21 protein-coding genes are annotated in these 25,370 nt (G+C 32.2%); 11 read left to right on the forward strand and 10 right to left on the reverse strand.

The genetic code is table 11. From position 1 onward, the window contains the following. Positions 1–347: 347 nt before the first annotated feature. Positions 348–995, forward strand: a complete 648-nt coding sequence (locus D1816_RS24130) for a hypothetical protein (RefSeq protein WP_066313869.1) — start codon at positions 348–350, stop codon at positions 993–995. Positions 996–1,149: 154 nt separating this feature from the next. Here the strand turns inward: D1816_RS24130 and D1816_RS24135 are convergent, their stop codons facing one another. Beyond that, complete coding sequence (locus D1816_RS24135) at positions 1,150–1,497, reverse strand: DUF6249 domain-containing protein (protein ID WP_066313867.1); 348 nt, start codon at positions 1,495–1,497, stop codon at positions 1,150–1,152. Positions 1,498–1,634: 137 nt separating this feature from the next. Here D1816_RS24135 and D1816_RS24140 point away from each other — a divergent pair, with 137 nt between their 5' ends. The 3 genes from D1816_RS24140 (at position 1,635) to D1816_RS24150 (ending at position 4,239) form a co-directional block, all read left to right on the forward strand. Then, positions 1,635–2,222 carry an RNA polymerase sigma factor gene (locus D1816_RS24140; protein ID WP_118506014.1) on the forward strand — a complete coding sequence of 196 codons (588 nt, stop codon included), beginning with the start codon at positions 1,635–1,637 and terminating at the stop codon, positions 2,220–2,222. After that, positions 2,206–2,598, forward strand: coding sequence for a hypothetical protein (locus D1816_RS24145; protein WP_066313861.1), 393 nt, complete (start codon positions 2,206–2,208; stop codon positions 2,596–2,598). The genes D1816_RS24140 and D1816_RS24145 overlap by 17 nt, the downstream gene beginning before the upstream one ends. Before the next feature lie 324 nt (positions 2,599–2,922). After that, positions 2,923–4,239, forward strand: a complete 1,317-nt coding sequence (locus D1816_RS24150) for an NAD(P)/FAD-dependent oxidoreductase (protein WP_118506015.1) — start codon at positions 2,923–2,925, stop codon at positions 4,237–4,239. Between the two features lie 8 nt (positions 4,240–4,247). Here D1816_RS24150 and D1816_RS24155 read toward each other — a convergent pair whose 3' ends face one another. After that, positions 4,248–4,793, reverse strand: coding sequence for a DUF4334 domain-containing protein (locus D1816_RS24155; RefSeq protein ID WP_066313859.1), 546 nt, complete (start codon positions 4,791–4,793; stop codon positions 4,248–4,250). A 149-nt stretch (positions 4,794–4,942) separates the two neighbouring features. On the opposite strand from D1816_RS24155, the gene D1816_RS24160 reads away from it, so the two are divergent. Further along, positions 4,943–5,632 carry a peptidoglycan DD-metalloendopeptidase family protein gene (locus D1816_RS24160; RefSeq protein ID WP_118506016.1) on the forward strand — a complete coding sequence of 230 codons (690 nt, stop codon included), beginning with the start codon at positions 4,943–4,945 and terminating at the stop codon, positions 5,630–5,632. A gap of 83 nt (positions 5,633–5,715) precedes the next feature. On the opposite strand, the gene D1816_RS24165 is transcribed toward D1816_RS24160, so the two are convergent. From D1816_RS24165 to D1816_RS24180, 4 genes are all read right to left on the reverse strand, one after another. Next, complete coding sequence (locus D1816_RS24165) at positions 5,716–7,599, reverse strand: Ig domain-containing protein (RefSeq protein ID WP_118506017.1); 1,884 nt, start codon at positions 7,597–7,599, stop codon at positions 5,716–5,718. Positions 7,600–7,916: 317 nt separating this feature from the next. Further along, positions 7,917–11,273 (reverse strand): preprotein translocase subunit SecA, encoded by a 3,357-nt coding sequence (gene secA / locus D1816_RS24170; protein WP_118506018.1) that lies wholly within the window; start codon positions 11,271–11,273, stop codon positions 7,917–7,919. Positions 11,274–11,502: 229 nt separating this feature from the next. Then, positions 11,503–11,724, reverse strand: a complete 222-nt coding sequence (locus tag D1816_RS24175) for a DUF2795 domain-containing protein (protein ID WP_008272287.1) — start codon at positions 11,722–11,724, stop codon at positions 11,503–11,505. 137 nt (positions 11,725–11,861) lie between these two features. Further along, a complete protein-coding gene (locus D1816_RS24180) occupies positions 11,862–12,437 on the reverse strand; it encodes a cob(I)yrinic acid a,c-diamide adenosyltransferase (protein ID WP_118506019.1) in 576 nt (191 codons plus the stop codon). Positions 12,438–12,750: 313 nt separating this feature from the next. On the opposite strand from D1816_RS24180, the gene recR reads away from it, so the two are divergent. The 6 genes from recR to D1816_RS24210 all read left to right on the forward strand — a co-directional run bounded on the left by recR (position 12,751) and on the right by D1816_RS24210 (position 19,170). Then, complete coding sequence (gene recR, locus D1816_RS24185) at positions 12,751–13,371, forward strand: recombination mediator RecR (protein ID WP_066313852.1); 621 nt, start codon at positions 12,751–12,753, stop codon at positions 13,369–13,371. 13 nt (positions 13,372–13,384) lie between these two features. Beyond that, a complete protein-coding gene (locus D1816_RS24190) occupies positions 13,385–14,512 on the forward strand; it encodes a glycosyltransferase family 2 protein (protein ID WP_118506020.1) in 1,128 nt (375 codons plus the stop codon). Positions 14,513–14,602: 90 nt separating this feature from the next. Then, positions 14,603–15,943, forward strand: coding sequence for a dihydrolipoamide acetyltransferase family protein (locus D1816_RS24195; protein ID WP_066313848.1), 1,341 nt, complete (start codon positions 14,603–14,605; stop codon positions 15,941–15,943). A 310-nt stretch (positions 15,944–16,253) separates the two neighbouring features. Beyond that, complete coding sequence (locus tag D1816_RS26180) at positions 16,254–16,397, forward strand: PLD nuclease N-terminal domain-containing protein (RefSeq protein ID WP_233565242.1); 144 nt, start codon at positions 16,254–16,256, stop codon at positions 16,395–16,397. A gap of 154 nt (positions 16,398–16,551) precedes the next feature. Continuing rightward, positions 16,552–18,186 (forward strand): DUF5060 domain-containing protein, encoded by a 1,635-nt coding sequence (locus tag D1816_RS24205; RefSeq protein ID WP_118506022.1) that lies wholly within the window; start codon positions 16,552–16,554, stop codon positions 18,184–18,186. Between the two features lie 78 nt (positions 18,187–18,264). Continuing rightward, entirely contained in the window at positions 18,265–19,170 is a 906-nt protein-coding gene (locus D1816_RS24210) for a GyrI-like domain-containing protein (RefSeq protein WP_118506023.1), read from the forward strand. A 110-nt stretch (positions 19,171–19,280) separates the two neighbouring features. Here the strand turns inward: D1816_RS24210 and D1816_RS24215 are convergent, their stop codons facing one another. From D1816_RS24215 to D1816_RS24230, 4 genes are all read right to left on the reverse strand, one after another. Further along, positions 19,281–21,458: an acylase gene (locus D1816_RS24215; protein WP_118506024.1), complete on the reverse strand. Its 2,178-nt coding sequence runs from the start codon at positions 21,456–21,458 to the stop codon at positions 19,281–19,283. A 148-nt stretch (positions 21,459–21,606) separates the two neighbouring features. Further along, entirely contained in the window at positions 21,607–22,866 is a 1,260-nt protein-coding gene (locus D1816_RS24220) for a hypothetical protein (RefSeq protein ID WP_118506025.1), read from the reverse strand. Positions 22,867–23,061: 195 nt separating this feature from the next. After that, positions 23,062–24,225 carry a metal ABC transporter permease gene (locus D1816_RS24225; protein ID WP_118506026.1) on the reverse strand — a complete coding sequence of 388 codons (1,164 nt, stop codon included), beginning with the start codon at positions 24,223–24,225 and terminating at the stop codon, positions 23,062–23,064. Beyond that, complete coding sequence (locus D1816_RS24230; RefSeq protein WP_118506027.1) at positions 24,218–25,348, reverse strand: metal ABC transporter permease; 1,131 nt, start codon at positions 25,346–25,348, stop codon at positions 24,218–24,220. Before D1816_RS24230 ends, D1816_RS24225 begins: the two co-directional genes overlap by 8 nt. Between the last annotated feature and the right edge of the window lie 22 nt (positions 25,349–25,370).

Below are 25,370 nucleotides of genomic sequence, written 5' to 3' on the forward strand. Positions count from 1 at the left end.
TATTTAGTATAAAATCCTTCTATAAGTCAAAAAATCAGCAATATACTAGTGTTTTCTTACCTGATTATGAAGACAAAAACTACTTTTTATGAATGTAGAATAAAGTAAGAATAATTGAAATATTGTCTTTTAGTCCTTATAAATTGCATTTAAACCGTTTTGTTTCAATTATTTAAAAAACAAGTAATTGATAATCAGGTACTTAGTGTTTTTTTAGGTCAATTTTAACACTTTTTGTGTTTTTTATCGAAAATCAATGCTATTTGATCTAAAAGTCTGATTTATAGTTTGTCTAACTAGAATTAAGTGATATTATTGTATGGTAAAACCGTAATAAAAACATGGCGATGAGATTGACAGTATTTATTTTTAGTTTATTTTTCTTTTTAAATAATTATGCAAATAATGATGATCAAACTCTTTCTGTAGAGAAAGATGGTCTTGTTGTTATTGTTTTAGATTTTGAAGAAGGAGATAAAATAAAACTGTTTGAATTAGAAACAGGGGATCACATCTTATCTAAGACCTATAGCCAAATAGACCTTAGTCAATTACCTGTTGGTTCTTATCTGTTAGAAAACAGCTACGGTAAATCTGTAGTTATTAATAGATTAGAAGAAGAGCTTAATGTAGACGGTGCTATAGAAACAATCCATAATGACTTTTTAGTAGAGATGGATAGTAAAAAAGCTTTAATGCCTGCTGAAATTGATGTAGAGCAAGAGTTTATTCATTACTATGATAAAACGCAAACTAATTTGTTAGCTATCACAAGAGAAGGTGATATGATAACAGTAGTTGATTTTGAAGAAGGAGATAAGATAAAATTATTTGAATTAAAAAATACGGTTCATATTTTATCAAAGACAACGAACTATGTTGATATGAGTCAATTACCAGAAGGAGTTTATGTACTTGAAAATGGTAATGGAGATTCTGTAGTAATAGAAAAATATTCTGAAGACGAAAGTCTAGTAGCAGATACAGATATGTAAGACATTATAAATACTTATTTCATAAGCCCATTCTAATTTAGGATGGGTTTTTTTATGGTATGAATTGTAATTTGGGCTTGGATGATTTATTAAATGTATTAGTATACAAAACCCTGCTTATACGCAGGGTTTTGTATACAGCAATTAGATAAATTTATTTATCTAATTTTTTTGTCATATTAAACCCTGTAAATAATCCAACTCCTGCCATTAAGAAAATAGTACCAGGATAAGCTATGTCCTCTTCTACACCAACTGAAACATGCAAAATCCCTGCTATAAAAATGCCAATTCCAATTCCCATTAATAGTAAAGAAAAATTTAAAATAAGCACTTTCCAGATTGGAGTTACTCTTTTTTCTTTACTACTATAAAAGATAGACGCATCCGCGCCTTTTTCTATAAGTGCCATGCGTTCTTTGTTTCTTGCACTAATGAATAAATAAAATATGCCAAATAATACTCCAAAGATTAATGGTAAAATAACTACTTCTGATCCCATATTTTTTGATTTAAAAGTTAATAACTGTTCGTTTTCTTGGTATGACGAGGTTTGATTTAAAATGGTTACAAAAAAAGAAAAAAAATAGAATCATATTTTCTGTAACCAAGTAAGACTTAATATCGTCTTATGAATAAATGAACCATCAATCAGATCAATATTATATCGATAAAGTTCTCGAAGGAGAAGTAAATGCTTTTTCAATACTAGTAGAACGCTACCAAGGTTTGGTGTATACTGTGGTATATAGGATGGTGAAAAATAAAGAACATGCAGAAGAAATAGCGCAGGATAGTTTTATTAAAGCATTTAAATCATTAAAAAATTATAGAGGCGACTCTAAATTTTCTACTTGGTTATATACAATAGCATATCGTAAAAGCTTAGATGCTATAAAATCTAAAAATCGAGTACTGACATCCGAATTGATTGAAGAAATTAGTGAAGGAGATATTGCTTTAGTCAGTGATGCACTTAGTTATTTGCAAGCAAAAGAAAGAAAAGAAATGATATCAAATAGTATTTTAAAGTTACCAGAAGATGAGGCAGTTATTGTGACTTTATATTATTTTGAAGAGAAAAGTGTAAAAGAAATCGTTGAGATTGTAGATTTAACGGCAGATAATGTAAAAATAAAGTTATATCGTAGTAGAAAAAAACTATATTCGATATTGAAACATCACATTTTGCCAGAAATTAGTAATAAAAATGGACAAGCAATATAAAGACATAGAACATTTAGTCAAAGATGCTGGGTTGGATAATCCGTCCCCAGACTTTTTGAAAAATGTAATGGATCAAGTTGAGGTTTCAAACATTTCGGCTCCTGTAATATATAGCCCATTGATTTCAAAAAAATCTTGGCTGGTAATAGGATTAATTTCTTTAGTTTTATTATGCATTGTGCCCTTTCTTTCAAATACAAAAATTGATTTTATTCAAAATATTGACTTTTCCTTTTTTCAAATACTAAAAATACAAAACCTATTTTCTGGATTTACATTTCATGTTTCCACAATTTATGGCGTTTTGTTTTTGGCACTTTTGTTTTTTATTCAAATTCCAATACTCAAAAAAAGAATCGACAAAAGTTTTTCATAATGTAGTGTCTGATTTAGAAGCTATGAATACTTATATAGATTCATTTTAGATCACTTTTTCTACTCATTTTGATATGTTGGGTTACATGAATTAAGTAAGCCCATGAGCCAAACTATGTACAGTGTTTGTATAACGGCAATGCCTTTTACTTAAGATATCCAAGAGCACTAGGATATTAGTTTTAATACTTTTAAATAAGTGAAACGAAAAAATATTTTTTAAACTGAAGCACATTCTCTATTTTACAGACATAAATCAAGCTACAAGAATTACAAAAGGTATGTATCCACTTTTATTTTGTTATTCTTTATTATCATTTGAAATATGCAAAAAAGAGTGTGTGTTATTGGTGCAGGACCTAGTGGTATTACTGTTATTAAAAATTTAAGAGATAAAAATATCAATGTTATTTGTTATGATCGAAATACCGAAGTAGGAGGTAACTGGATTTACTCAGAAGATGAAAGTCACTCTAGTGTTTTCGAAACTACTCATATCATTAGTTCCAAAACACTATCTCAATACGAAGATTATACTTTTGACGATTTTGATAAGACAGTCGCAGATTATCCTTCTCATGATGAGCTAAGAAGGTATTTTCAAAGTTATGCCAAACATTTTGATTTGTATTCGTTTATTGTATTTGAAACAAGTATAAAACATTGTGAAAGAGTTGCTGATAATGAATGGCATATTACTATTGTTCAAAATAATAAGGAGCGTATCGAGGTATTTACAGATTTAGTGGTTTGTAATGGTCATCATTCTGTTCCTAGGATGCCAGAATACCCGGGCAACTTTACAGGAAAATTCATGCACTCACATCAATATAAAAAAGCAACTCCTTTTACTGATAAAAAAGTATTAGTTATAGGAGGAGGTAATTCTGCTTGTGATGTAGCAGTAGAAACCAGCAGAGTTAGTCAAAAAACAAGTATAAGTTGTAGAAGAGGTTATCGAATCATTCCAAAGTTTTTTTTCGGACTTCCATCAGATGTTATAGGCGAGCGTTCTTCATGGTTACCAATTAGAATTAGACGTTGGTTTTTTGATAGATTATTAAACATTATGTTGGGTAAAAACAAATTATATGGTTTACAAGAAGTTAAAACTAAATTTGGAGAAACACACCCCACCATTAATGATGAATTATTGTATAAAATTAGACATGGTAAAGTACAACCAAAAGTTGATATTGAAAGATTAGAAAAGAATACAGTCTATTTTAAAGATGGCTCTAAAGAAGAAATTGATGTCATAGTGGCTTGCACAGGATATGTACTCAAACATTCTTTTTTTGATAAAGATTTTATTGATTATAGTAATGGTCCTGTACCGTTATATTTAAAGATGTTTCATCCAGAGTATCATGATGTGTTTTTTGTAGGAATGTTTCAACCATTAGGGTGCATATGGCCGGGGTCAGAATTACAAAGTAAACTATTGGCAAATTATTTAACAGGAGATTGGAAAATGCCATCTAATATCAAGGCTCTTTGTGAAAGAGAGGTTACAAACCCGCATTACAAACAAATTGATACTCCAAGACATACCATTACGGTAGATTTTCATACTTTTAAAAAGGCATTACTAAAACAATTACCTAAAGACTGGAAAGTAAAGAAACTTAAAGTAGTATAAAAAAGGGTTTATTTTATTTTCTGAAGATAAAAAAAGAACTCGTATTTAGCTTTACCTTTCATATCCATTATCCCCATAATAGTATTTTGATCAATTTTTCTAAAATGATCTATTATCGGAAGATAGTAATACACCATGCTTGAAGATGTCTTGCCTCGATAATGGATTTCTCTTAAACATGCTTTGGTAGCAGGCATTCTGTATTTTTGCTGTTCTGTCCATATTTTCCAAGGAAAATAAAGAAGAGTGCCAAGAAAACCAACTACAGAGAAGAATCGAAATTTATGAACCACAGCATCTACATGATTGATGGTGTGAAAAATCTTACCATACCATTGTCCAAGTTCTAATAACCCATCTAAAGGAGTTCCTACTTTCCAAGAACCACCTTTCCAATGGCCTAACATCTCATTAGGTAGAATTTCTGGTAAAGAGTCATAAAAGGTAAATAATTCATCTTTTAGTAGTGTCTTTTGAGCAGTATTCTTTGTTTGTTTACCCTTTGCAATAAGTTGATTAAATATTTCTAAGTTTTGTCTCAAATCATCCCGCATGCTTTTCTAAATAACCGTTAGTAATTATGTTTTTGTAAGATACAATAACTTTAATGCAGTTGAAAAAATATAGAAGAAAGAACCTGTTGGATTTAGTATATTTGAAACTGAATATCTTATATTTCAAACCCAATTAATGCTACAAATTAATGATCATAAGAGATTTTTCAGGATTTATTGAGAATGTCGAGTCAAATTTTATACCGGTAGTATCTTCAAGGTTTTCTCAAGAAGAATATATTGAGATAGATCTATCTGAAGATAATCATAGACTAGATGTAATAGATGTTTCTTCTTCTAAGGCCTTTGAAATTTATATTAACCGATATCTAAAAGAGAATAATGCAAGTATAGCATACGGGGGATATAATGAGATAAGAGGAATCTATCGTAGAAGCACACATTTTAATCAAGAAAACCCAGAAACAGAACGTAATATTCATTTAGGCTTAGATGTTTGGTGTGATGCTAATACTTCAGTTTTAGCTCCTCTTGATGGTAAGATACATAGCTTTAAAAACAATACTGGCTTTGGAGATTATGGTCCTACTATTATTTTAGAGCATACGATACATGATATAGTTTTTTATACGCTGTATGGGCATTTAAGCATAGCTTCGATCGCTAACATTAAGATAGGTGAAAAAATTAAACAAGGACAAGAAATTGCTGTCCTAGGTGACGCATCAGTTAATGGAGATTATGCTCCTCACCTTCATTTTCAAGTCATTAAAGATTTACAAGGTAATATGGGAGATTACCCTGGGGTTTCGAATAGAAATGATATAGAGTTTTATCTTCAAAATTGTCCCGATCCTAATCTATTGTTGAAAATTTAGATTTGTTTATATATAGTATAGCTCTTTAAAAACACCGAAAATATACGAATTCGGTGTTTTTAGAGAGTATATAAACTTAACTGTTAGTTTAAAATTATTTGATCATTACGTAGCGTTGCAGATTTACGAACTCCAGAATCATTATCAATAGTTAAATCGGCAAACGAGACAAACACATTAGCACTGTCATAAATTATTAAAGAAACTTCTATAGTTACTTCTTCATCATTTGGCATTGTGAATTCAATGCGTTCTGTTTCGATATTGAAAGAAGTTATACCCTCAAAAGTATCAGTTACGTATGTAATAGTTAGTCCGTTTTGTTGCGAAGCATCTAGTATTTCTTCTCCATTTTTCTTTTTTACAGAAAAGGTACTTTCAATAAAAATAGAATTTGGATCTATATCTTGTGCTAAGCTCCCAAAACCATAAATCTGTAATGTAACTTTTGAGTTTGCAGGAGCTTTATAAACACCTGTTGTTTCATCATATGATGTAGGGTCTTCTATAACTATAAAATCTCTAACTGCACTTATAGAATTATCCGCTACAGAAGTAACTATTACACTGGTATTTCCAACACCAACTGCCTTGGCTATAGGTCCACTGCTAATTTCCATAACATTTGGGTCTGTAGAGGTAAAGATGATGTCTTTATTAGTAGCATCTTCTGGTTCTATTCTTGGAAATACATTTTGTGACTCACCTGTAAATAAAGTCTTCGGGTTTTCAGAAAAGAACGTAAAACCGCTAATTGGAATTGGTGTACTAACTATACGCAGCATAATACTGGCGGATATTGTGGTGTCAACGGTAGAGGTAACTGTGATAGCTACTGTGCCTTCTTGTAATCCAGTAACATTTCCATCAGCATCAACAGATGCTATTGTTGGGTCACTTGATGTAAAGGTAAAGCTGTCGTCGGCAGAACCTGTTTCGATATTAAATTTATTGACTTGTATTTTTTTACTATCATTAACTAATAATGAGGATCTTTTTGGTTGCGCTGAAATAAATTTAGCACCTATCGGCCTTGGTTCGGTAACTGTGAGTTCAATTGAAACGGTTATTTGAGGGGTGTCAACAGAAGTTGCAGTAATAGTGGCGATTCCAATATTTTTTGTAGTAACATAGCCAGATTTATCTACAGAGGCAATAGTTTCATCACTACTTGTCCAGACTAGATCCACAGCATTTGCATTTGCTGGTGTAAATATTGGAATTAATTGCACAAAACTTTTTCCTTCAAAACTAGTAGTTGTCCCTCTAAAGAAAGTAAAACCAGTTAATGGTACTTCACTTGGATCGGGTAATGTGGTGAATTCAAAATCCAGAGCTGCTGATTTTTGATTTGTACTAATAGCCAAAAGAACACCACTATACGTTGTATCTGACTCTAAATTTTCAAATATATAAGAGGTTTCTGTTAAGTCACTAGAGACCAAATCGCCGTCGACATAAATAGTATATGTTATGGTAGAATTGTCGCTTATAGTGGCAGTATCCCAATTTAATGTTGCGCTATTATTAGTTATATTATTTGCGGTAAGATTAGAAACTTGTGGTATGGGAGCATTAGGATCTGCAAATTGTTTCGTTTTAAGAGAAAATGGGATAGGAGGCAACTCGACAAACACTTTATTCTTTGACCTACTATCATCAGTGGTTTTGGGTACTATGCGTCCTGTATAGTCGGTATTTGCATCTAGTTTTGTTAATGTATAATCTGTATCTGTATTACTATTTTTGATTTTAGTATCACCCAAATAAATATCATAGACTATAGTTTCATTATTTTCTCCCGTGACTACTGGCCATTTGAGATTAACTAAGTTAAATGAAATGTCGCTGTCATTAATTATTATTTCTGAATTTTCCGGACTTTCTTGAGGATTAGATTCATCATCACTACAACTTACAAGTAGTAACAGTGATAGTAAAAAGATAATAGTTGTTGTAAATTTCATAAGACTTGAATAAATAATTTAATTGTAATCGCCTTGTTTTTTTACCAAACAAACCACAAGGCTACATTTGTTAACTACAAATCTTCTAAAATGTTACTTCTATTGGGTACGGTAGTTCATGATATTTATAAATCCGGACTAATTAATTAGATTAAACTTCCTTTTTGAATTAATACTGTACATGCTTCGTTTTCTGAAAATTATTCATTTCGCTGTTAACTATTTCAGAAGAACAATCATTAATGTCACAGGAAAAAAACAGAAAAGCCTGAAGGAATTATCGCTTCAGGCTTTTCTATATTTAACATCAAATATTGTTAATCATTAATAATGACCCACTCTCCTTTTTCGATTAAAGGAATCGCTTGCTTATATTTGACAGTTTTATTTTCACCACTCATTACATGCTTGATGGTAACTTTGTCATTACGTCCAATTTTTGGTTGTTCACGCACTATGGTCTCAGTCACCTGAGGTCTTGATTGTGTTTGACCAGCTTCTCTATTTTGAGCAGCTCGTTCATCCATGTTTGGAATTTCTTCTTTAGAAGTTTCAAGGTTTTCTTTTCTACGTACCTGACGAGCTTCAGAAATATCTTGAGTGTTCCCAGTTGGCAGTTCTCCTTTAAATAAGAAAGAAATAACATCTTTATTAACTTCCTCGATCATGGCTTTAAATAATTCAAAAGCTTCAAACTTATAAATTAACAAAGGATCTTTTTGTTCATGAACAGCTAATTGAACACTTTGTTTCAGTTCATCCATTTTACGAAGATGTGTTTTCCAAGCATCATCGATAATTGCTAAAGTGATGTTTTTCTCAAAATCTGTTATCAGTTGTTTACCTTCAGATTCATATGCTTTTTCAAGATTTGTAGCAACATTTATGTTTTTTACTCCATCTGTAAATGGTACCAAAATACGTTCGTATTTACTAGATGGATCTTCATAAACTTGTTTGATTACAGGATATGCAGCTTCAGCATTACGTCTCATTTTATCCTGATAATGTGTATATGCCGATTTGTAAATTTCACCGGCTATCTTTTTAGAATCCATTTTTTCGAATTCTTCTTCAGATACAGGACTGCTCATAGAGAAGTAACGTATTAGTTCAAATTCAAAATTCTTATAGTCTAGAGATATTTTATTTCCTTCTGCAATAACTTCAGAAGTGTCATAGATCATATTCGCAATATCCACACGTAAACGTTCTCCAAATAAGGCGTGATAACGACGCTTATATACTACTTCACGTTGTGCGTTCATTACATCATCGTATTCTAATAATCGTTTACGAACTCCAAAGTTATTTTCTTCTACTTTTTTCTGCGCTCTTTCGATAGATTTTGAGATCATAGAATGTTGGATAACTTCACCTTCTTTTAATCCCATTCTATCCATCATCTTTGCAATACGTTCTGATCCAAAGAGTCGCATTAAATTATCTTCAAGAGATACATAAAATTGAGAACTACCTGGATCTCCTTGACGTCCTGCACGACCTCTTAACTGTCTATCTACACGACGAGAATCATGACGTTCTGTACCTACAATTGCAAGACCGCCGGCTGCTTTTACAGCATCAGATAATTTAATATCGGTACCACGACCTGCCATATTGGTTGCGATTGTTACAACACCAGGATTACCGGCTTCTGCTACAATATCAGCTTCTTTTTTATGCAACTTCGCATTTAATACATTATGTGGGACTTTACGGATGGTTAGCATTCGTCCTAATAATTCCGAAATTTCAACAGAGGTAGTACCAATAAGAACTGGTCTTCCTGCTTGAGATAGTTCTGTCACTTGCTCAATAACGGCATTGTATTTTTCACGTTTGGTTTTGTAAACCAAATCCTCCATGTCATTTCTAGCAATAGGTCTGTTGGTTGGAATTTCTACAACGTCTAACTTATAGATTTCCCAAAGTTCACCAGCTTCTGTAACGGCAGTTCCTGTCATTCCAGATAATTTACCATACATACGGAAATAATTCTGAAGCGTTACTGTAGCAAAAGTCTGCGTTGCATCTTCGATCTTTACATTTTCTTTAGCTTCAATAGCTTGGTGAAGACCGTCACTATAACGACGACCGTCCATTATACGACCAGTCTGTTCATCAACAATTTTAACTTTATTGTCCATAACTACATATTCAACATCTTTTTCGAATAAGGAATATGCTTTTAACAATTGGCGTAATGTATGTATACGTTCACTTTTTACACTATACTCTCTAAAAAGATCTTCTTTCTTCTCGGCTTCTTCTTCTTTCGATAACCCACCGCCTTCGATTTTAGCGATTTCCATGCCGATTTGAGGCAATACAAAGAAATCAGGATCATCTTTACCAGAAAGATATTCTACACCTTTATCTGTAAGATCAATTTGGTTATTTTTTTCTTCGATCACGTAATAAAGATCTGCATCAATTTTGTGCATTTCTCTATTATTATCTTGCATGTAGAAATTTTCTGTTTTTTGTAGTAATAGTTTTACACCTTCTTCACTCAAAAACTTTATTAAAGCTTTGTTTTTAGGGATACCTCTATATACTTGTAGTAATTTGAATCCTCCTTCTTTAGTATTTCCTTCTTTAATCAGTTTTTTAGCTTCTGCAAAAACGGTAGTCAAGTATTTTTGTTGTACCCCAACGATATCAGCTATTTTTGGCTTAAGTTCGTCAAACTCATGAATATCACCTTTTGGTATAGGACCTGAAATAATTAAAGGAGTACGTGCATCATCGATTAATACAGAATCTACTTCATCAATAATCGCATAATTATGTGGTCGCTGTACTAAATCTTCAGGGGCGTGAGACATATTATCACGCAAATAGTCGAATCCAAATTCGTTATTGGTACCATATGTAATATCTGCATTATAGGCTGCACGACGTTCTGTAGAGTTTGGTCTATGATTATCTATACAATCAACGGTTAAACCATGAAATTGAAATATAGGAGCCATCCACTCACTATCACGACGAGCTAGGTAATCATTTACCGTTACAAGGTGCACCCCGTTACCAGAAAGTGCATTAAGATATACAGGAAGTGTAGCTACTAATGTTTTACCTTCTCCAGTTTGCATCTCGGCAACTTTTCCTTCGTGTAAAGCAATACCTCCAATTAATTGCACATCATAGTGGATCATATCCCACTTTACTTCTTTTCCGGCGGCATCCCAACTTGTTGACCATATGGCTTGATCACCATCTAAAGTAATGTGCTCTCTCGTTCCAGAAAGCTCACGATCATATGCAGATGCTGTTACTTCTATGGATTCATTATTTGCAAAACGTTTTGCTGTTTCTTTGACTACAGCAAAAGCTTCTGGTAAAATATCATTAAGAGCATTTTCTGTAATCGTATACGCTTCTTCTTTTAATGCGTCTATTTCTGCATAAATATCTTCTTTTTTGTCGATATCTTCAGTGTTATTGGCATCTTCATTAAGTGCGTCTATTTTGGCATTAACCTCTGCACGCGCTTCGTTTATCTTATTTTTAAACTCAGTAGTTTTGGCACGAAGCTCATCATGTGTAAGATTTGATAAAGCCTTTTCTGCTTGCTTTACCAGTTCAACCTTTGGTTGAATACCTTTTATATCTTGTTTGGATTTATCTCCAACAAATACTTTTAATACAGAATCTAAAATTCCCATAATTTATGGTTGTTGTGTGTTTAATGAGATTTTAATTTCAATAATGAAATTAATTTACCATCTCTATTGAGATACAATCGGGAAAATTCCTAAAAATGGGACATCCTTAAGTTATCTCAAAGCCTTTATTGGCTATGTTATACAATGTTAAAACGTAAAAAGCCGTAAAGCAACATAATTTACGCAAAAAAAAAGCCTCTTGCGAGACTTTTAATACTATTTCGATGTTTTAATATTCATCCTCATTCCAAAGATAATCTTCGTCAGTGGGATAATCTGGCCATATTTCTTCAATAGAGTCGTATGAATCTCCTTCATCTTCGATTGCTTGTAGGTTTTCTACAACTTCTAGAGGTGCTCCAGTACGAATTGCATAATCTATTAATTCGTCTTTTGTAGCTGGCCAAGGCGCATCACTTAAATACGATGCCAATTCTAAAGTCCAATACATATGTTTACTGGTTTATTTTTTGCAAAAATAATTTTTTAGTTTAAAAAGTCAAGTAAAAAATTAATTATTTCAACAATAATTATAAGAACGTAATTTTTTTAAGGATAAATCCTGATAAATTTTAAAAGGAAAATGGATTATGAATTCTTTGTTGGAATCCATTGTATTTCATTTGCCTTTAAATCGTGGGACAACTTTCGTGCCAGTACAAAAAGATAGTCAGATAGTCGGTTTAAATATTGTAAAGTGGTCTCTTCAAAGGGTTCTAACTCGTAAAGTGCAGTCGCCAAACGCTCCGCTCTTCTGCATACACAACGGGCAATGTGACAGAATGACACAGTTTGATGTCCACCAGGTAATATAAAATGTGTCATCTGTGGTAAAGCGTCGTTCATTCGATCCATTTCTTTTTCTAGCAACTCGATATTTGTAATCGAAATAGTAGGAATGTTTAATCGTTTTTGTCCACTCTTTAGAGTAGCTTTTTCTGGGTCTGTAGCTAGAACAGCACCCACAGTAAAAAGTTTATCTTGTATGTCTACAAGTACTTTTTTGCTTAGTTCATCAATTTCTTGATCTCTAATCAGGCCAATATGCGAGTTAAGTTCATCTACCGTACCATAGCTATCAATGCGAATATGATGTTTAGGTACTCTGGTGCCGCCAAATAGAGCAGTGGTGCCTTTATCGCCAGTTTTTGTATATATCTTCATTATGAGTTTAACTTTAGAATTATAAATTTTGAAAAGTACTATTGTTTCTTTTTCTTATCAAAGTAATTTTTCTTGAAATTACGTTTTTTCCGACCGTATAACTTATTTTTATTCCGTTTGGTGTTCCATGATACTGCAATAAATAGAATCGCAATTCCTACCACCATTAAAATAAGCTGTATTTCTTCAGAAAGGGAATCGAACATTATTTTTACTTTTAGAGTAAAAGTAGAAAAATGCTTTTAAATGTGTAGTAATAATCAAAAGGTATTTATGAAGAGGTCTTCATTAAAAATAGTAAATTTGCTTAGCTATGGAATTTTCTTCAAAATTATTAGAAAATGCAGTATACGAGATGTCGCAGCTACCCGGAATAGGAAAAAGAACGGCATTACGATTGGTACTTCATTTATTAAGACAACCCGAATCACAAACGGCACACTTAGTAAGTGCTTTAGGTACTTTGCGTAAAGAGATTAAATTTTGCAAAAACTGTCACAGTATTAGTGATGATCAGATTTGTGATATTTGTAGTAATAATAGTCGGTTCAAAGATATTATTTGTGTTGTTGAAGACATAAGAGATGTAATGGCTATAGAGAGTACAGGGCAGTATAGAGGTTTATATCATGTTCTTGGTGGAAAAATTAGTCCTTTAGATGGTATTGGACCTCAGGATCTAACAATAAGTTCTTTGATAACAAAAGCTAAATCAGGAGAGGTAAAGGAGTTGATATTTGCATTAAGTGCTACTATGGAAGGTGATACCACGAATTTCTATATTTATAAGCAGTTAGAAGAAATAACGATTAAGACCTCTACTATTGCAAGAGGTATTAGTGTTAATGACGAGTTAGAATATGCAGATGAAGTTACCTTAGGAAGAAGTATTCTTAATAGAATCCCTTTTGAAAATGCTTTAAAAAATCCTTAGAATGAGGTGATTTATGAAATTATCTATTATTATAGTTAGTTATAATGTACGTTATTTCTTAGAACAATGTTTGCTTAGTGTTTATGAAGCTATAGAATCGATTGATTCAGAAATTATTGTTGTAGATAATTGTTCCCATGATGATAGTCTTCATATGTTGCAAAATCAATTTCCGAAAGTTACAGTAATTAAAAATAAAATAAATGTAGGCTTTGCAAAAGCTAATAATCAAGGGGTATCCATTGCGAGAGGAGAGTATGTTTGTCTTCTTAATCCTGATACCGTGATAGGTGCAAATATATTTAAGGACCTTTTAGGTAAAATAGTTAAATTACCTCATGCTGGATTATTAGGTCCAAGATTAATTAATGGTAGAGGAGATTTTTTACATGAGAGTAAGCGAAATATTCCATCACCTTTGTCATCGCTTACAAGACTTTTTGGAATTAGAGTGGAGCAGATAAAAAGCTACTATGCTGATCATATTTCTGGAAAAGCTATTGGGGATGTAGATGTACTAGTTGGAGCTTTTCTATTTGTGAAAAAAGAAATATATAAATTAGTAGAGGGTTTTGATGAGGATTATTTTATGTATGCCGAAGATATTGACTTGTCATATAAAATTAAGAAAAAAGGGCTCCAGAATTATTATATAGGCAATGTTTGTGCAATTCATTATAAAGGAGAAAGTACAGATCGCAATGCAACATATGTGAGAAGGTTTTATACTGCTATGCGGTTGTTTTATAAGAAACACTTTAAAAGTACTAGGTTTTTAGATTTTTTAATTTCGATTGCAATACATATTGTATCTAGGATTCAATCCTTCAAGAATTTTGAAAAAGAAAAAAGAAAAATAACTTTATATTGTTTGCTCTCTAATGATAACGATTTATATGATTTGATAAAGAAAACATTAGGTAGGAACTTAGAGCTTAGAAGCAGTATAGCAAAAGAAGATTTGGGAGATCAAAATATCGAGATTATCTTTGACAATAGTTTTATTAGTTTTGATGAAATTATTAATCAAATGCAAAAATTACGAAAACGCAACGTAACTTTTAGAATAAGACCTAAGAATCGCAATTATATCATTGGGAGTGATTTTAGTGATGGAAAGGGAGAAGTATTATCTTTTTAGGTAAATTTTAATAGAGGAAAATTAATTTTTAAGGTTAATTTTAAGTAAATTCGCAAAAAATATAACGTACAAACACTTTTAATTAGGAATATGGCAAAATTTGAGCTTAAGCTTCCAAAAATGGGGGAGAGTGTTGCAGAGGCAACAATAACAACTTGGTTAAAAGAAATAGGAGATACTATCGAGTTGGATGATACTGTTGTTGAGATTGCAACAGATAAGGTAGATAGTGAAGTACCTAGTGAAGTAGAAGGTGTTTTGGTAGAAAAACTATTTGATGTTGACGATGTAGTACAAGTAGGCCAAACAATAGCTATTATAGAAACTGAAGGGGATGATGTTCCTGTTTCAGCTCCGGAAACGACCAAAGTAGATACTAAAGACGCTCCTAAAGAAGCTGTAGTTATAGAAACTCAAATAGCAGAAACTACTGAAGCAGTTACTAATGCGGCTGTAGATTTTTCTGAAAGTACTTCATTTTACTCTCCGTTGGTAAAAAATATTGCTGCAGCAGAAAATGTTTCATTGGCAGAATTAGAAGCTATTGCAGGTACGGGTAAAGATGGTCGTGTGACCAAAAATGATATATTAGGATTTGTAGAAGATCGTAAGAATGGAACGACTACAACTAAGACTGCAGCTCAACCAGAAAAAGTTCAGCCTGTTGCTGCTCCAAGTAAAAAGGAGAGCGCTCCTAAAGCTACACCAGTAGTAGCCTCTGGAGAAGATGAAATCATAGAAATGACAAGAATGGGGAAACTCATTTCTCATCATATGGTAGAATCTGTTCAAACTTCTGCTCATGTTCAGTCATTTATAGAAGCCGATGTAACTAATATCTGGAACTGGAGAAAGAAGGTAAAAGGTGATTTTATGAAAAGAGAAGGAGAGAACTTAACGTTTACTCCGATTTTTATGGAAGCTGTCGCAAAAGCAATTAGAGATTTTCCAATGATTAATATCTCTGTTTCTGGAGACACGATAATTAAAAAGAAAAATATAAATCTTGGTATGGCAGCTGCTTTATCCGATGGTAATTTGATTGTTCCTGTTATAAAGAATGCAGATCAATTAAATTTGGTAGGAATGACCAAGGCAGTAAATGATCTTGCAAATAGAGCCAGAAATAATGCGTTAAAACCAGATGATATTCAAGGGGGAACGTATACCGTAACCAATGTTGGAACGTTTGGTAGTATTATGGGTACACCAATTATTAACCAACCACAAGTAGCTATTTTAGCACTTGGAGCTATTAGAAAGGTACCTGCTGTTATAGAAACTCCTGATGGTGATTTTATAGGGATTAGATATAAAATGTTCTTATCACATTCATATGACCATAGAGTAGTCAATGGAGCATTAGGTGGTCAGTTTGTACAACGTGTTAAAGACTATTTAGAAGCTTTTGATGTAAATAGAGAGTTTTAGATAAAATAGATTATGTAAGTAGTAATACTGCTTCAATACATCAGATTGATAAAAAACCATGAAAAACTATATTCATGGTTTTTTATTTATAGCATGTCTTATCTCAATAAAGAATTTATATAATGATATTGTCTATAGAAACATTACAAGCAATGAAAGATTAAGGTAACATTTTGTTTTTGTAAGACACAAACACATAATTATTAATAATTTTAAATAGTAAATTGAAGACATGATTATTTTAGGGATGTTAGGCATTTGGCAAATTTTACTTATTCTATTATTTCTTTCGCTTCTTTTAATACCAATAATGGCTTTGATTGATATTTTAAGAAACGAATTTACAGGAAATAATAAACTGATTTGGATACTGGTAGTACTTCTGTCCAACCTTATAGGTGCTGTTTTATACTTTATAATAGGAGTAAATCATAAAATAAAAAAGCAAAAGTAAAAGAACCAAGATAGTACTAGGATCTTGTGTAATTCACGTTAGTCAGGTTATGTCATAATTGAGCAATTTGTTGCATCATTTAAAAGGTATGTTCTCTAGTTTTTACTCCTAAGTTTTTATTTTTATATAACAACCAAAAACAAAAAACTCAGGAATGAAACAGTTTGTCATACAAGTCCTTTTGCTGATATGTATTTCGCAGTATACAATAGCACAATATCAAGAGCAATCTTTTAAATCAAATAAAAAATACAGTAGTAAACAATGGGAGGTTTTGGATATCAAATTAGAATCCAAAAAAGTAACTAATCCCTTTAAAGATTCTAGTACAGTAGTATTTAAACATAATACCGGTAAAGAATTAACGCTGCCTCTAATTTATAACGGAGATGATGCATCTAAAAGCAAGTGGTTGATTCGGTTTTCTAGTGCTATATCTGGAGAATGGCAATTCGTTACAAAAAGTGATCACGCTACTTTAAACAAAAAACAAGGAGTAATAACTGTTTCTGATAATCAAGATCATAAGGGAGGTTTACAATTATCTAAAGAGGATACTCGCAGTTTTTATTATGAATCAGGAGAGAAATATACACCAATAGCATTTGAATGTGATTGGTTATATGCACTGGATTATACTAATCCAAATGAAATACCTAAAACAAATCATTTACTAGATCTGATAAAAGATAATGGATATAATCAGATTGTGATGAATGTGTTTTCTTATGATGTAAGCTGGAAGAAAGATGAAAAGTTAAAGGCGCACAAAGATCATGAATTTGGAGGTCCCGAAGCAATTTTTCCTTTTTTAGGAACAAATGAATCTCCGGATTTTAGTGGTTTGAATATCGATTTTTTTAAAAAATATGATCGTACGATACTTGCAATGCACGATCGACAATTATTTGCTCATATTATGATTTATGTGTGGAACAAGTTGGTTGCTTGGCCAGATATGCGATCCGATGCTGATAATATGTATTATGACTATGTTATTAAACGTTATCAAGCGTTTCCAAATGTACTTTGGGATGTTTCTAAAGAGGCCTTGTATTACGGTCGAGCCGATGAAGCGTATATATCCGAACGTATAGAACGTATTAGGAAGCAAGATAGTTATCAACGTTTAGTCACGGTTCATGATTATGGTTTCTGTAAAAAACATGCTGATGAGGTCGATTATATTTCTTCTCAAGATTGGAGTCATAATCTTTATAATCGTACACTAGAAGTTTATCAAACGTTTAAGAATAAACCTATCTTTAATATTGAACATGGCGGATATGAAACTTCTGACTATACAGTTTTTACAGGTGATTATACAAATGCAGAAGTATGCTTAAGAAGAAATTATATGTGTTTATTTGCTGGAGCAGGAACTACATACTATTGGCAAGGAAGTTCTTGGAATGTTCTAGTATATAATCCATTTGAACAGCCCGAAGACTCTTACAAGCCAAAATTCTCTTATTTTAAACATTTAAGTACTTTTTGGAAACAATTTGTAAATGAAGATTTAAAACCAGCACCGTGGACAAATAGCAGTGGCTATGCTTTGGCAAATAAAAAAGGGTTAAAATTACATTATGTACCCAAAGAAAATTTTCAAATAAAATTGGGTTGGATTTTAAAGCCGGAAAAAGACAAGGTAAAAACTTATTATTGGTTTAATACACTTACAGGTGAAATGACTAAACCAATACCAACCAAAGGGTCAGATTATGTAAACCCTTGGCGATACGAAGCAGATGCTATTTTAGTGTCAAAAGTAATAGATAAAAAGTAAAGGATGTCAGAAAACCTATATCATCATTATAATTTTTAGTATTTTCCTTAAATATTGAATTATAAGTAATAGGGTTAAATGGTTTCAGAAGAATATATAGGCAGAATAAATACTATTTTAAGGTTTATTGATAATAACCTTGATAATCAACTGTCTTTAGAAAAGATTGCTGAAAAAGCAAGCTATTCGCCATTTCATTTTCATAGAATTTTTAAAGCAATCACGGGCGAGCCATTAAATGCATACATTATTCGTAAACGAATTGAAAAAACTGCAGGCATTTTAATAAGGCAAAAAGGAGCTAGTGTCTCAGAACTTTCTTTACAATATGGTTTTAGTAGTAACTCTTCTTTTACACGAGCATTTAAAAAGGTTTACGGGATAAGTCCTTCAGAATTTAGGAAATTGAGTCCAGGAAAATATAGCAAGATATGTAAAGTTGAAAGCAAGAATGGGCAAGAAAATCAAATCTTTGAAAAATATATTTGCAACATTAATAATCAAATAACTTGGATTAAAATGAATGCAAAAATTGAAATTAAAGAATTTTTAGAAACAGATATAGCATATGTAACCCAAATAGGTGTTGAAGGTATAGAACAAGCATTTGATAAAGTACTGAGGTGGGGCAGATCAAAGGGAATGCTAGAAAACCCGAATACTAAAATAGCCAGAATATTTCATGATAGTTTTAAGATTACAGATCCTGATAAAGTGCGTATGAGTATCTGTATGTTTCTAGATAAAGAAATGAAAGCCGAAGGAGAAATAGGAATGGATAGTATAGCCGGTGGAAAACATATAGTAAGTAGGTTTGAAATTACGGTAGAAGAGTTTGAAAAGTCCTGGAGTGGTCTTTTTATTTGGATGAATGAAAACGGATATCAAAAATCAGCACATGATCCTTTTGAGATATATCACAATAACTTTAATGATCATCCTGAAAAAAAATGTATAGTTGATTTTTGTATTCCGATTAAATAAAAGTCTAATGGCTATAAAGTAAAAGAAGATATTTACAAAAGACTTTAAGAAACTGTTTTAATGTGTTTACTAAGAGGTTCCTGTAAATATCTTCTCTTTTTTAGTTAATTTTATTTCTCTCCGGGTTGATATGTTTTTTTTGCTCTTTTTACTACATCTTCTTTGTAATAGGCTACATCCTTAAATTTGACATCAATGTAACGTTGCGCTTGGTCATCAAAATGTGGAGAATCAGGATCACCACTTTGTCCACCAGCTAGCATAGTTTTGGCTTTCACTTTGTCTCCAAATTCAACAACTGCGACAAAACTGTTGCCCGAATTCCCATAAATGCGCTTTGTACCATCGTATGATTTGGCACCATATGAGGCTAAAGCTCCCCATCTACCAGAAGCTAATCCAACTGGCAGACTCGGTTTTGAATCATCAAAAGGTTGTTGTATATCGCCATTAATACGTTGATATCTATTGATTTCTCCCCAAGGAGTATTCCATGAACCAAAATCCGTATTAAGTTGTGAAATAGTTTTAGAAAAAATAGAAAGTCGCTCTTGAGTAGGTGAAGAGGTACCAAAGTAAGTGAAAGTTTCCATTGCACTCAAATTCTCTGGTTTTTTCCCTAGTTTTCGATAAGTTAATCCATAAAAATGCGCCAATGACATTGCCACGGATTCTGAAGACACTGCAAAATCCCATTTTCTTAAAATATCTATAGGTTCTTTTAGGTCTGTATTTTTAACAGGAGATTGGTCATAAGCTTCTATTAATCCTGGGATCAAAGTTTCAAAAGCAGGTAAGTATGGGTCATAACCAATCTCAATCAGCTTGTCTAGCGTTAGGCTGTCTACTTTTTTTAAGAGACGAATCGCATGTATACCTCTAAAATTTTCTCTGTCGATTGACATGTATTTAGGATAATCCTTTTTTTTAGGGCTATATTCGGCTGCAGAAGTGAAAGGAGTCGAATTACAATTTTGTATCCAACCACTTTCAGGATTTACGACCACAATACTTTCATCAACGGTATGTAATCCTTTCCAATCGGTTGCAGGATTACTTCCATCAACAGGTTTTCTAAAATTAAATATGGTATCTCTTTTAGGTATAAAATTACCATGATAATAAGCAATATTTCCATCCGCATCTGCATAAACTGTATTATTAGAAGAATTAGTTCTAATATTCATCATTTGCTTAAACGCTTTATGACCGTTTAATTTTGTGCGAGTGTATGATTGTTCCAGAGCTTTAACTGGGCTCCACATTAGTGCGGTCGAAACCCATTTATCATCTATCATATGGGTAATAGGACCATGATGTGTTTTGTATATAGGAAATTCTCTTTCTCTAATTTGATCACCATCTTTATATTTCAAAGTCACTTCTGAGGTGGTTACATCCCTAGATTCATCGCCATAAGCGTATTTTAATTGTCCATCTTGGCTGGATATAGTCTCTATATACTCATCGATCACATCAGTATAGGTCGAAGTATGCATCCAACCTGTTTTTTCATTAAACCCTTGGTAAACAAAAAACTGCCCCCAAGTAATAGCACCGTAAGCATTTAACCCTTCTTCACTAACAACATGAACTTCACCTCTAAAGAAAAAGGAAGTATGTGGATTGATTAAAAGCATGGCATTACCTGATTGAGTACGTTTTCCCGAAATAGCAAAACCGTTGGAACCACTGGGTTCTGAATGAGGATCTTTGTGTGTTAAGGCATCGCCATAAGCTGTGAGTTTTAGGGCTTCTTTATTTTCGTAAAAAGCTTTAATTCTTTTAGTAGACACCCTTTCTATATCACCACCTATAGACCCTTCACTAAAATACATAGGCATCCATGGCTCAAAATGAGTGATTAATTTAGGCGTAACTTCAGGGTGTGTATAGAGATAATAATTAATACCATCGGCAAAGGCATCACATAGTTTTTTTAACCAAACAGGAGCCTTTTCATAATTGGCAATAGCTTCTTCTTTAGTCATAAATAAACGAGCACGTAAATCACTATACATAGCTTCTTCTCCCTCTACTTCTGCTAGTCTTCCTGTAGCCCAAATATAGTTTTGTTCTACCCTGTTAAAATCATCTTCACATTGCGCATATAATAAACCAAAAACGGCATCTGCATCTGTCTTTCCATAAATATGAGGAACTCCAAAATCATCCCTAATGATTTCTATATTAGAAGCATGTTTCTCCCAGCGGATCACTTCTGTATTTGTGTCTTGTTTTTTACATGCAATTATCGCTACAAATAGAGTAAGAAGTATTTTTTTCATTAAAAATAAGTTTTGAGATGTGTGTGATTGTCTAAAAATACTAAAACATAGATAATTAAATCAATTATAACTCATCTTCTCTTTAAATTTTAGAAAAGATTAAAAAAAGTAATACTAATATTAAGTTTTTGAATGATTAAAATTTTGTCTACCTATTAAAAGGATATTCCTGAATCCAGTTAAAACCTCTGTTCATGAGTCTGAAATCTTTCTTGTCAAGACGCTTTGTTTGACAATCAATAGTATCATTTTTATGTATTCCTTGAAAGCGCATAGTAGAATCTGTCCGGGAGTATATAAAGTTGTATACTTTAGTAGAGTCTTTAGTGTCAGTCCAAATTATTTTTTGATTAATCGTGTCTACTTCAGATTTATAACGAAATCTTTTCATATCCATTCTATAGAATTGCATAGACTTTTTATACTCTATTGCAATATATTTCCAACGAATAGTATCTGTTGTAAGTGGAGGGATTTCTTTTTGATTTACTTTAAAATTGGTGATTTCATATAAACCGTACAAAGGCGTTTTTTTATAAGAATAGCGTCCATATTCTTTTAAATAATCCATGTTTTCCTTTAGAGGATAAAAAAATATAAATAGCACAATCATACCTTTAGAAATTAATAATATCTTTTTGTGGATTGATTTATGAAAAGGCGGTCGATAAGATGTAGTGGCATGTGTAGGTACATTAAGGATTAATAATCTGTACAATTGCTTTATTTTTGGAGTTGAAATGATTAATGCCATTAACCATAGTTCGGTAGAAAATAGTTTTACAGGAATATCATAAAAATAGTTTAAGGCCATAACGTTGCCCATTACTATCATTAAAATCAAACCTCCAAGATATTGTGTGCGTTTATGTAATAAGAGTATGCCTCCTATGAGTTCTGCTATTCCAGAAAATATGGTGTATCCAGCAGAAAATCCCATAAAAGTCCATGCAAGTCCCATTGGTGACATATCTCCAATCGGCTCTAATAATCTATAAAATGAAGGCTCTGAAAACTGTAAAGGAATTGCTTTTGCCCAACCATAGGACATCATATTATATCCAAGGTAATAACGTAATCCTACTCTAAACCAATAATTAATTTTGATTAAGTCTTCTTTGCTTCTGAAAAAGAAAGTCCAAAAAATAGCTCCTATAATAGCAACTAAAATAAAAAATAGAACCAGTACATAGTCATATGTAGTATCTCCGCTACCATTAGTAAAAACTGTGATATCTTCTTTTAATTGAAGAATATTTTTTCCTATCCAAGGGATAATAAAGTGATAAATGTCATTAAAAAAAATGTCTATAAAATCAAAACCTGGGATAATATTAAGGGGAAACGGAATGATTAATAATATGAAGAATAAAACTATAAACCTAAATACTATTTTATGTTTAATCATTGATTTGTTGATTGATTGTGAATGTTCGAAAGTAAATGTTTTGAGTTAATTGTTTTGAAGTGTAAGTAGGATTTTAACTTTTTTATAGGACTAGAGGTGCTTTTGTATTACCAAATGTTTGATTATTTAAATAATACTAAATAATATCATAGGGTTATGATATGTGGTATCGAATGGGGAAATGTAAAACCTAAATTAACCTCTGAATAAGAAAAACCGATCTTTCATATGTTCAATTTCAGAGTTTTTATTGGTTAAGATGTAATCGATCGCTTCTTTGGTAAAGTTCTTTCCTTTTTCTGTTAAAAAAATGATATCTTTTTCAATAGTAATCATGTTGTTTTTAAGAGCAAGATCCAAAACAGATTTAGCTTTCACCTTTTGCCAATTAATATGTTCATTAAGGTGTTTTACGTGTCTTTCAGACTCATCATCATTGTGATTACCTAGATGTAATAAAAATGTAAGTAATGAAACTTCAATACGTTGTTGTTTTTGACGATATAGAACAGAGAATAAACCTTTGTTAGGAGCAAATAAATAAACAAAAAGAAATATAAGTCCTAAAATAGTGGTCATAGATCCTGAGATAGAGGTGTCAAGAGCATGAGCACTCCAGTATCCTATAATAGCACTGCTTACACCAAATATAACAGAAAGCAAAAGCATTTTTTTGAGATCATTGGTTAATAAATACGCTGTTGCAGCGGGCGCAATCATTAAAGCAATAACAAGGATAGCTCCTACAGCGTCAAACGCTCCAACGGTAGTGATTGAAGAAATAGTCATTAAACCATAATGCATAACTACAGGAGAAAGGCCTAATGCAGAAGCAAGCCCAGCATCAAATGTGCTTACTTTTAATTCTTTAAAAAAGGCAAAAAGTAATGTGATAGTAATAAGTAGTATCGTACCAATAATCCATAAAGATTTTGGTCCAATATCTGCTCCACCGATAGTTAGTCTATCAAAAGGAGCAAAAGCAAGTTCGCCTAATAGTACGGCATCTACATCAAGATGAACGTCGTTGGCGTTTTTGGATATCATGATAATACCAATACTAAATAGCGCCGGAAAAACAAGTCCTATGGCTGTATCTTCTTTAACTAATCCTGTTTTTTGAATAAACTCTACTAAAACGACAGTCAACACTCCGCTAGCAGCAGCAAGAATAATTAGTAAAGGGGACGATAAATCATGGGTAATAAAAAAGCCAATTACGATACCTGGTAAAATTGAATGACTAATAGCATCAGTAATCAAAGCCATTTTTCTTAATACTAGAAATGTACCAGGTATAGCACATGCTATGGCAACCATACTGGCAATTAATTGTATTTCAATTTGGGCATTACTCATTTTCTTCTTTGATTAATTGATCATATAAATTAGCAGCTGTATGATATCCAGATGCAGTCATTGACCACATATTTCCATTAATTTTTACATAATCCTTGTCTTCTAATTTTTGCAATGATTTTCTAGTAAATCCTTGAAAATTGTTCAAAATTTTTATAGCATGAGGGTGAGTAGTATCTTCATGAGTTTTGGCAATATTATACATAAAAGAAAGTGTCTTATGTAGTTCAAGATCACTTCTGTTTTTTCTAAATCTAATTTCTCTAAATAATAAACCACGACCAGGAGAAAATATAAAAGAAAATAAAACAAAGACTCCTGCAACTAGTACAATTACAGGTCCTGTTGATAAATTATTGTTACTAGCACTAATTGCAGTGCCTAAAACACCCGAAAAGGCCCCAAATATTGCAGCTAAAATTACCATAACGGCGAGGTTATTTGTCCATTGTCTTGCTGCCGCAGCAGGAGCAAGTAACATAGCGCTCATTAAAACTACTCCAACAGTTTGTAGTCCTAAAACAATTGCAATAACAATAAATGTTGTGATCAGTATGTCTAAAAATTTAGTATTAAAACCAAGGGTTTTGGTGTAGTCGGCATCAAAAAGTAAAATTTTAAGCTCTTTCCAGAATAGTAATAAAATAATTAGACTAATCCCTGTAACAATAGCCATTAACCAAACATCACTTTCTAAAAGGGTGGCAGCCTGTCCAAAGAGATAACTTTCTAGGCCAGCTTGATTGGCATTTGGTATTTTTTGAATATAGGTAAGCAATAACATACCAAACCCAAAAAATAATGACAGTATAAGACCTAATGCGGTATCTGATTTAAGATGTGTTTTACGAGTTATCCCTCTAATCCAAAATGTACCAATTAACCCGCTGATTAAGGCGCCGAGTAAAAAAACAGAACTATTTTTTGTTTCAATAATTAAAAATGCAATAGCAATACCCGGCAAAGCAGCATGCGAAATGGCATCACCTAGCAGACTTTGTTTTCGAAGTACGGCAAAACTGCCCAACATACCACAAATAGCACCAAGAACAGCTGTGCCTAAAGTAATAGTGCGCAAGGTGTAATCTGTAAAAACGAGATCTATGTATTGAATTAAATCCATATTTTTATGTTATGAGTATTAT

Origin of the sequence: Aquimarina sp. AD10 (assembly GCF_003443715.1) — a bacterium.
Classification (GTDB): domain Bacteria; phylum Bacteroidota; class Bacteroidia; order Flavobacteriales; family Flavobacteriaceae; genus Aquimarina; species Aquimarina aggregata.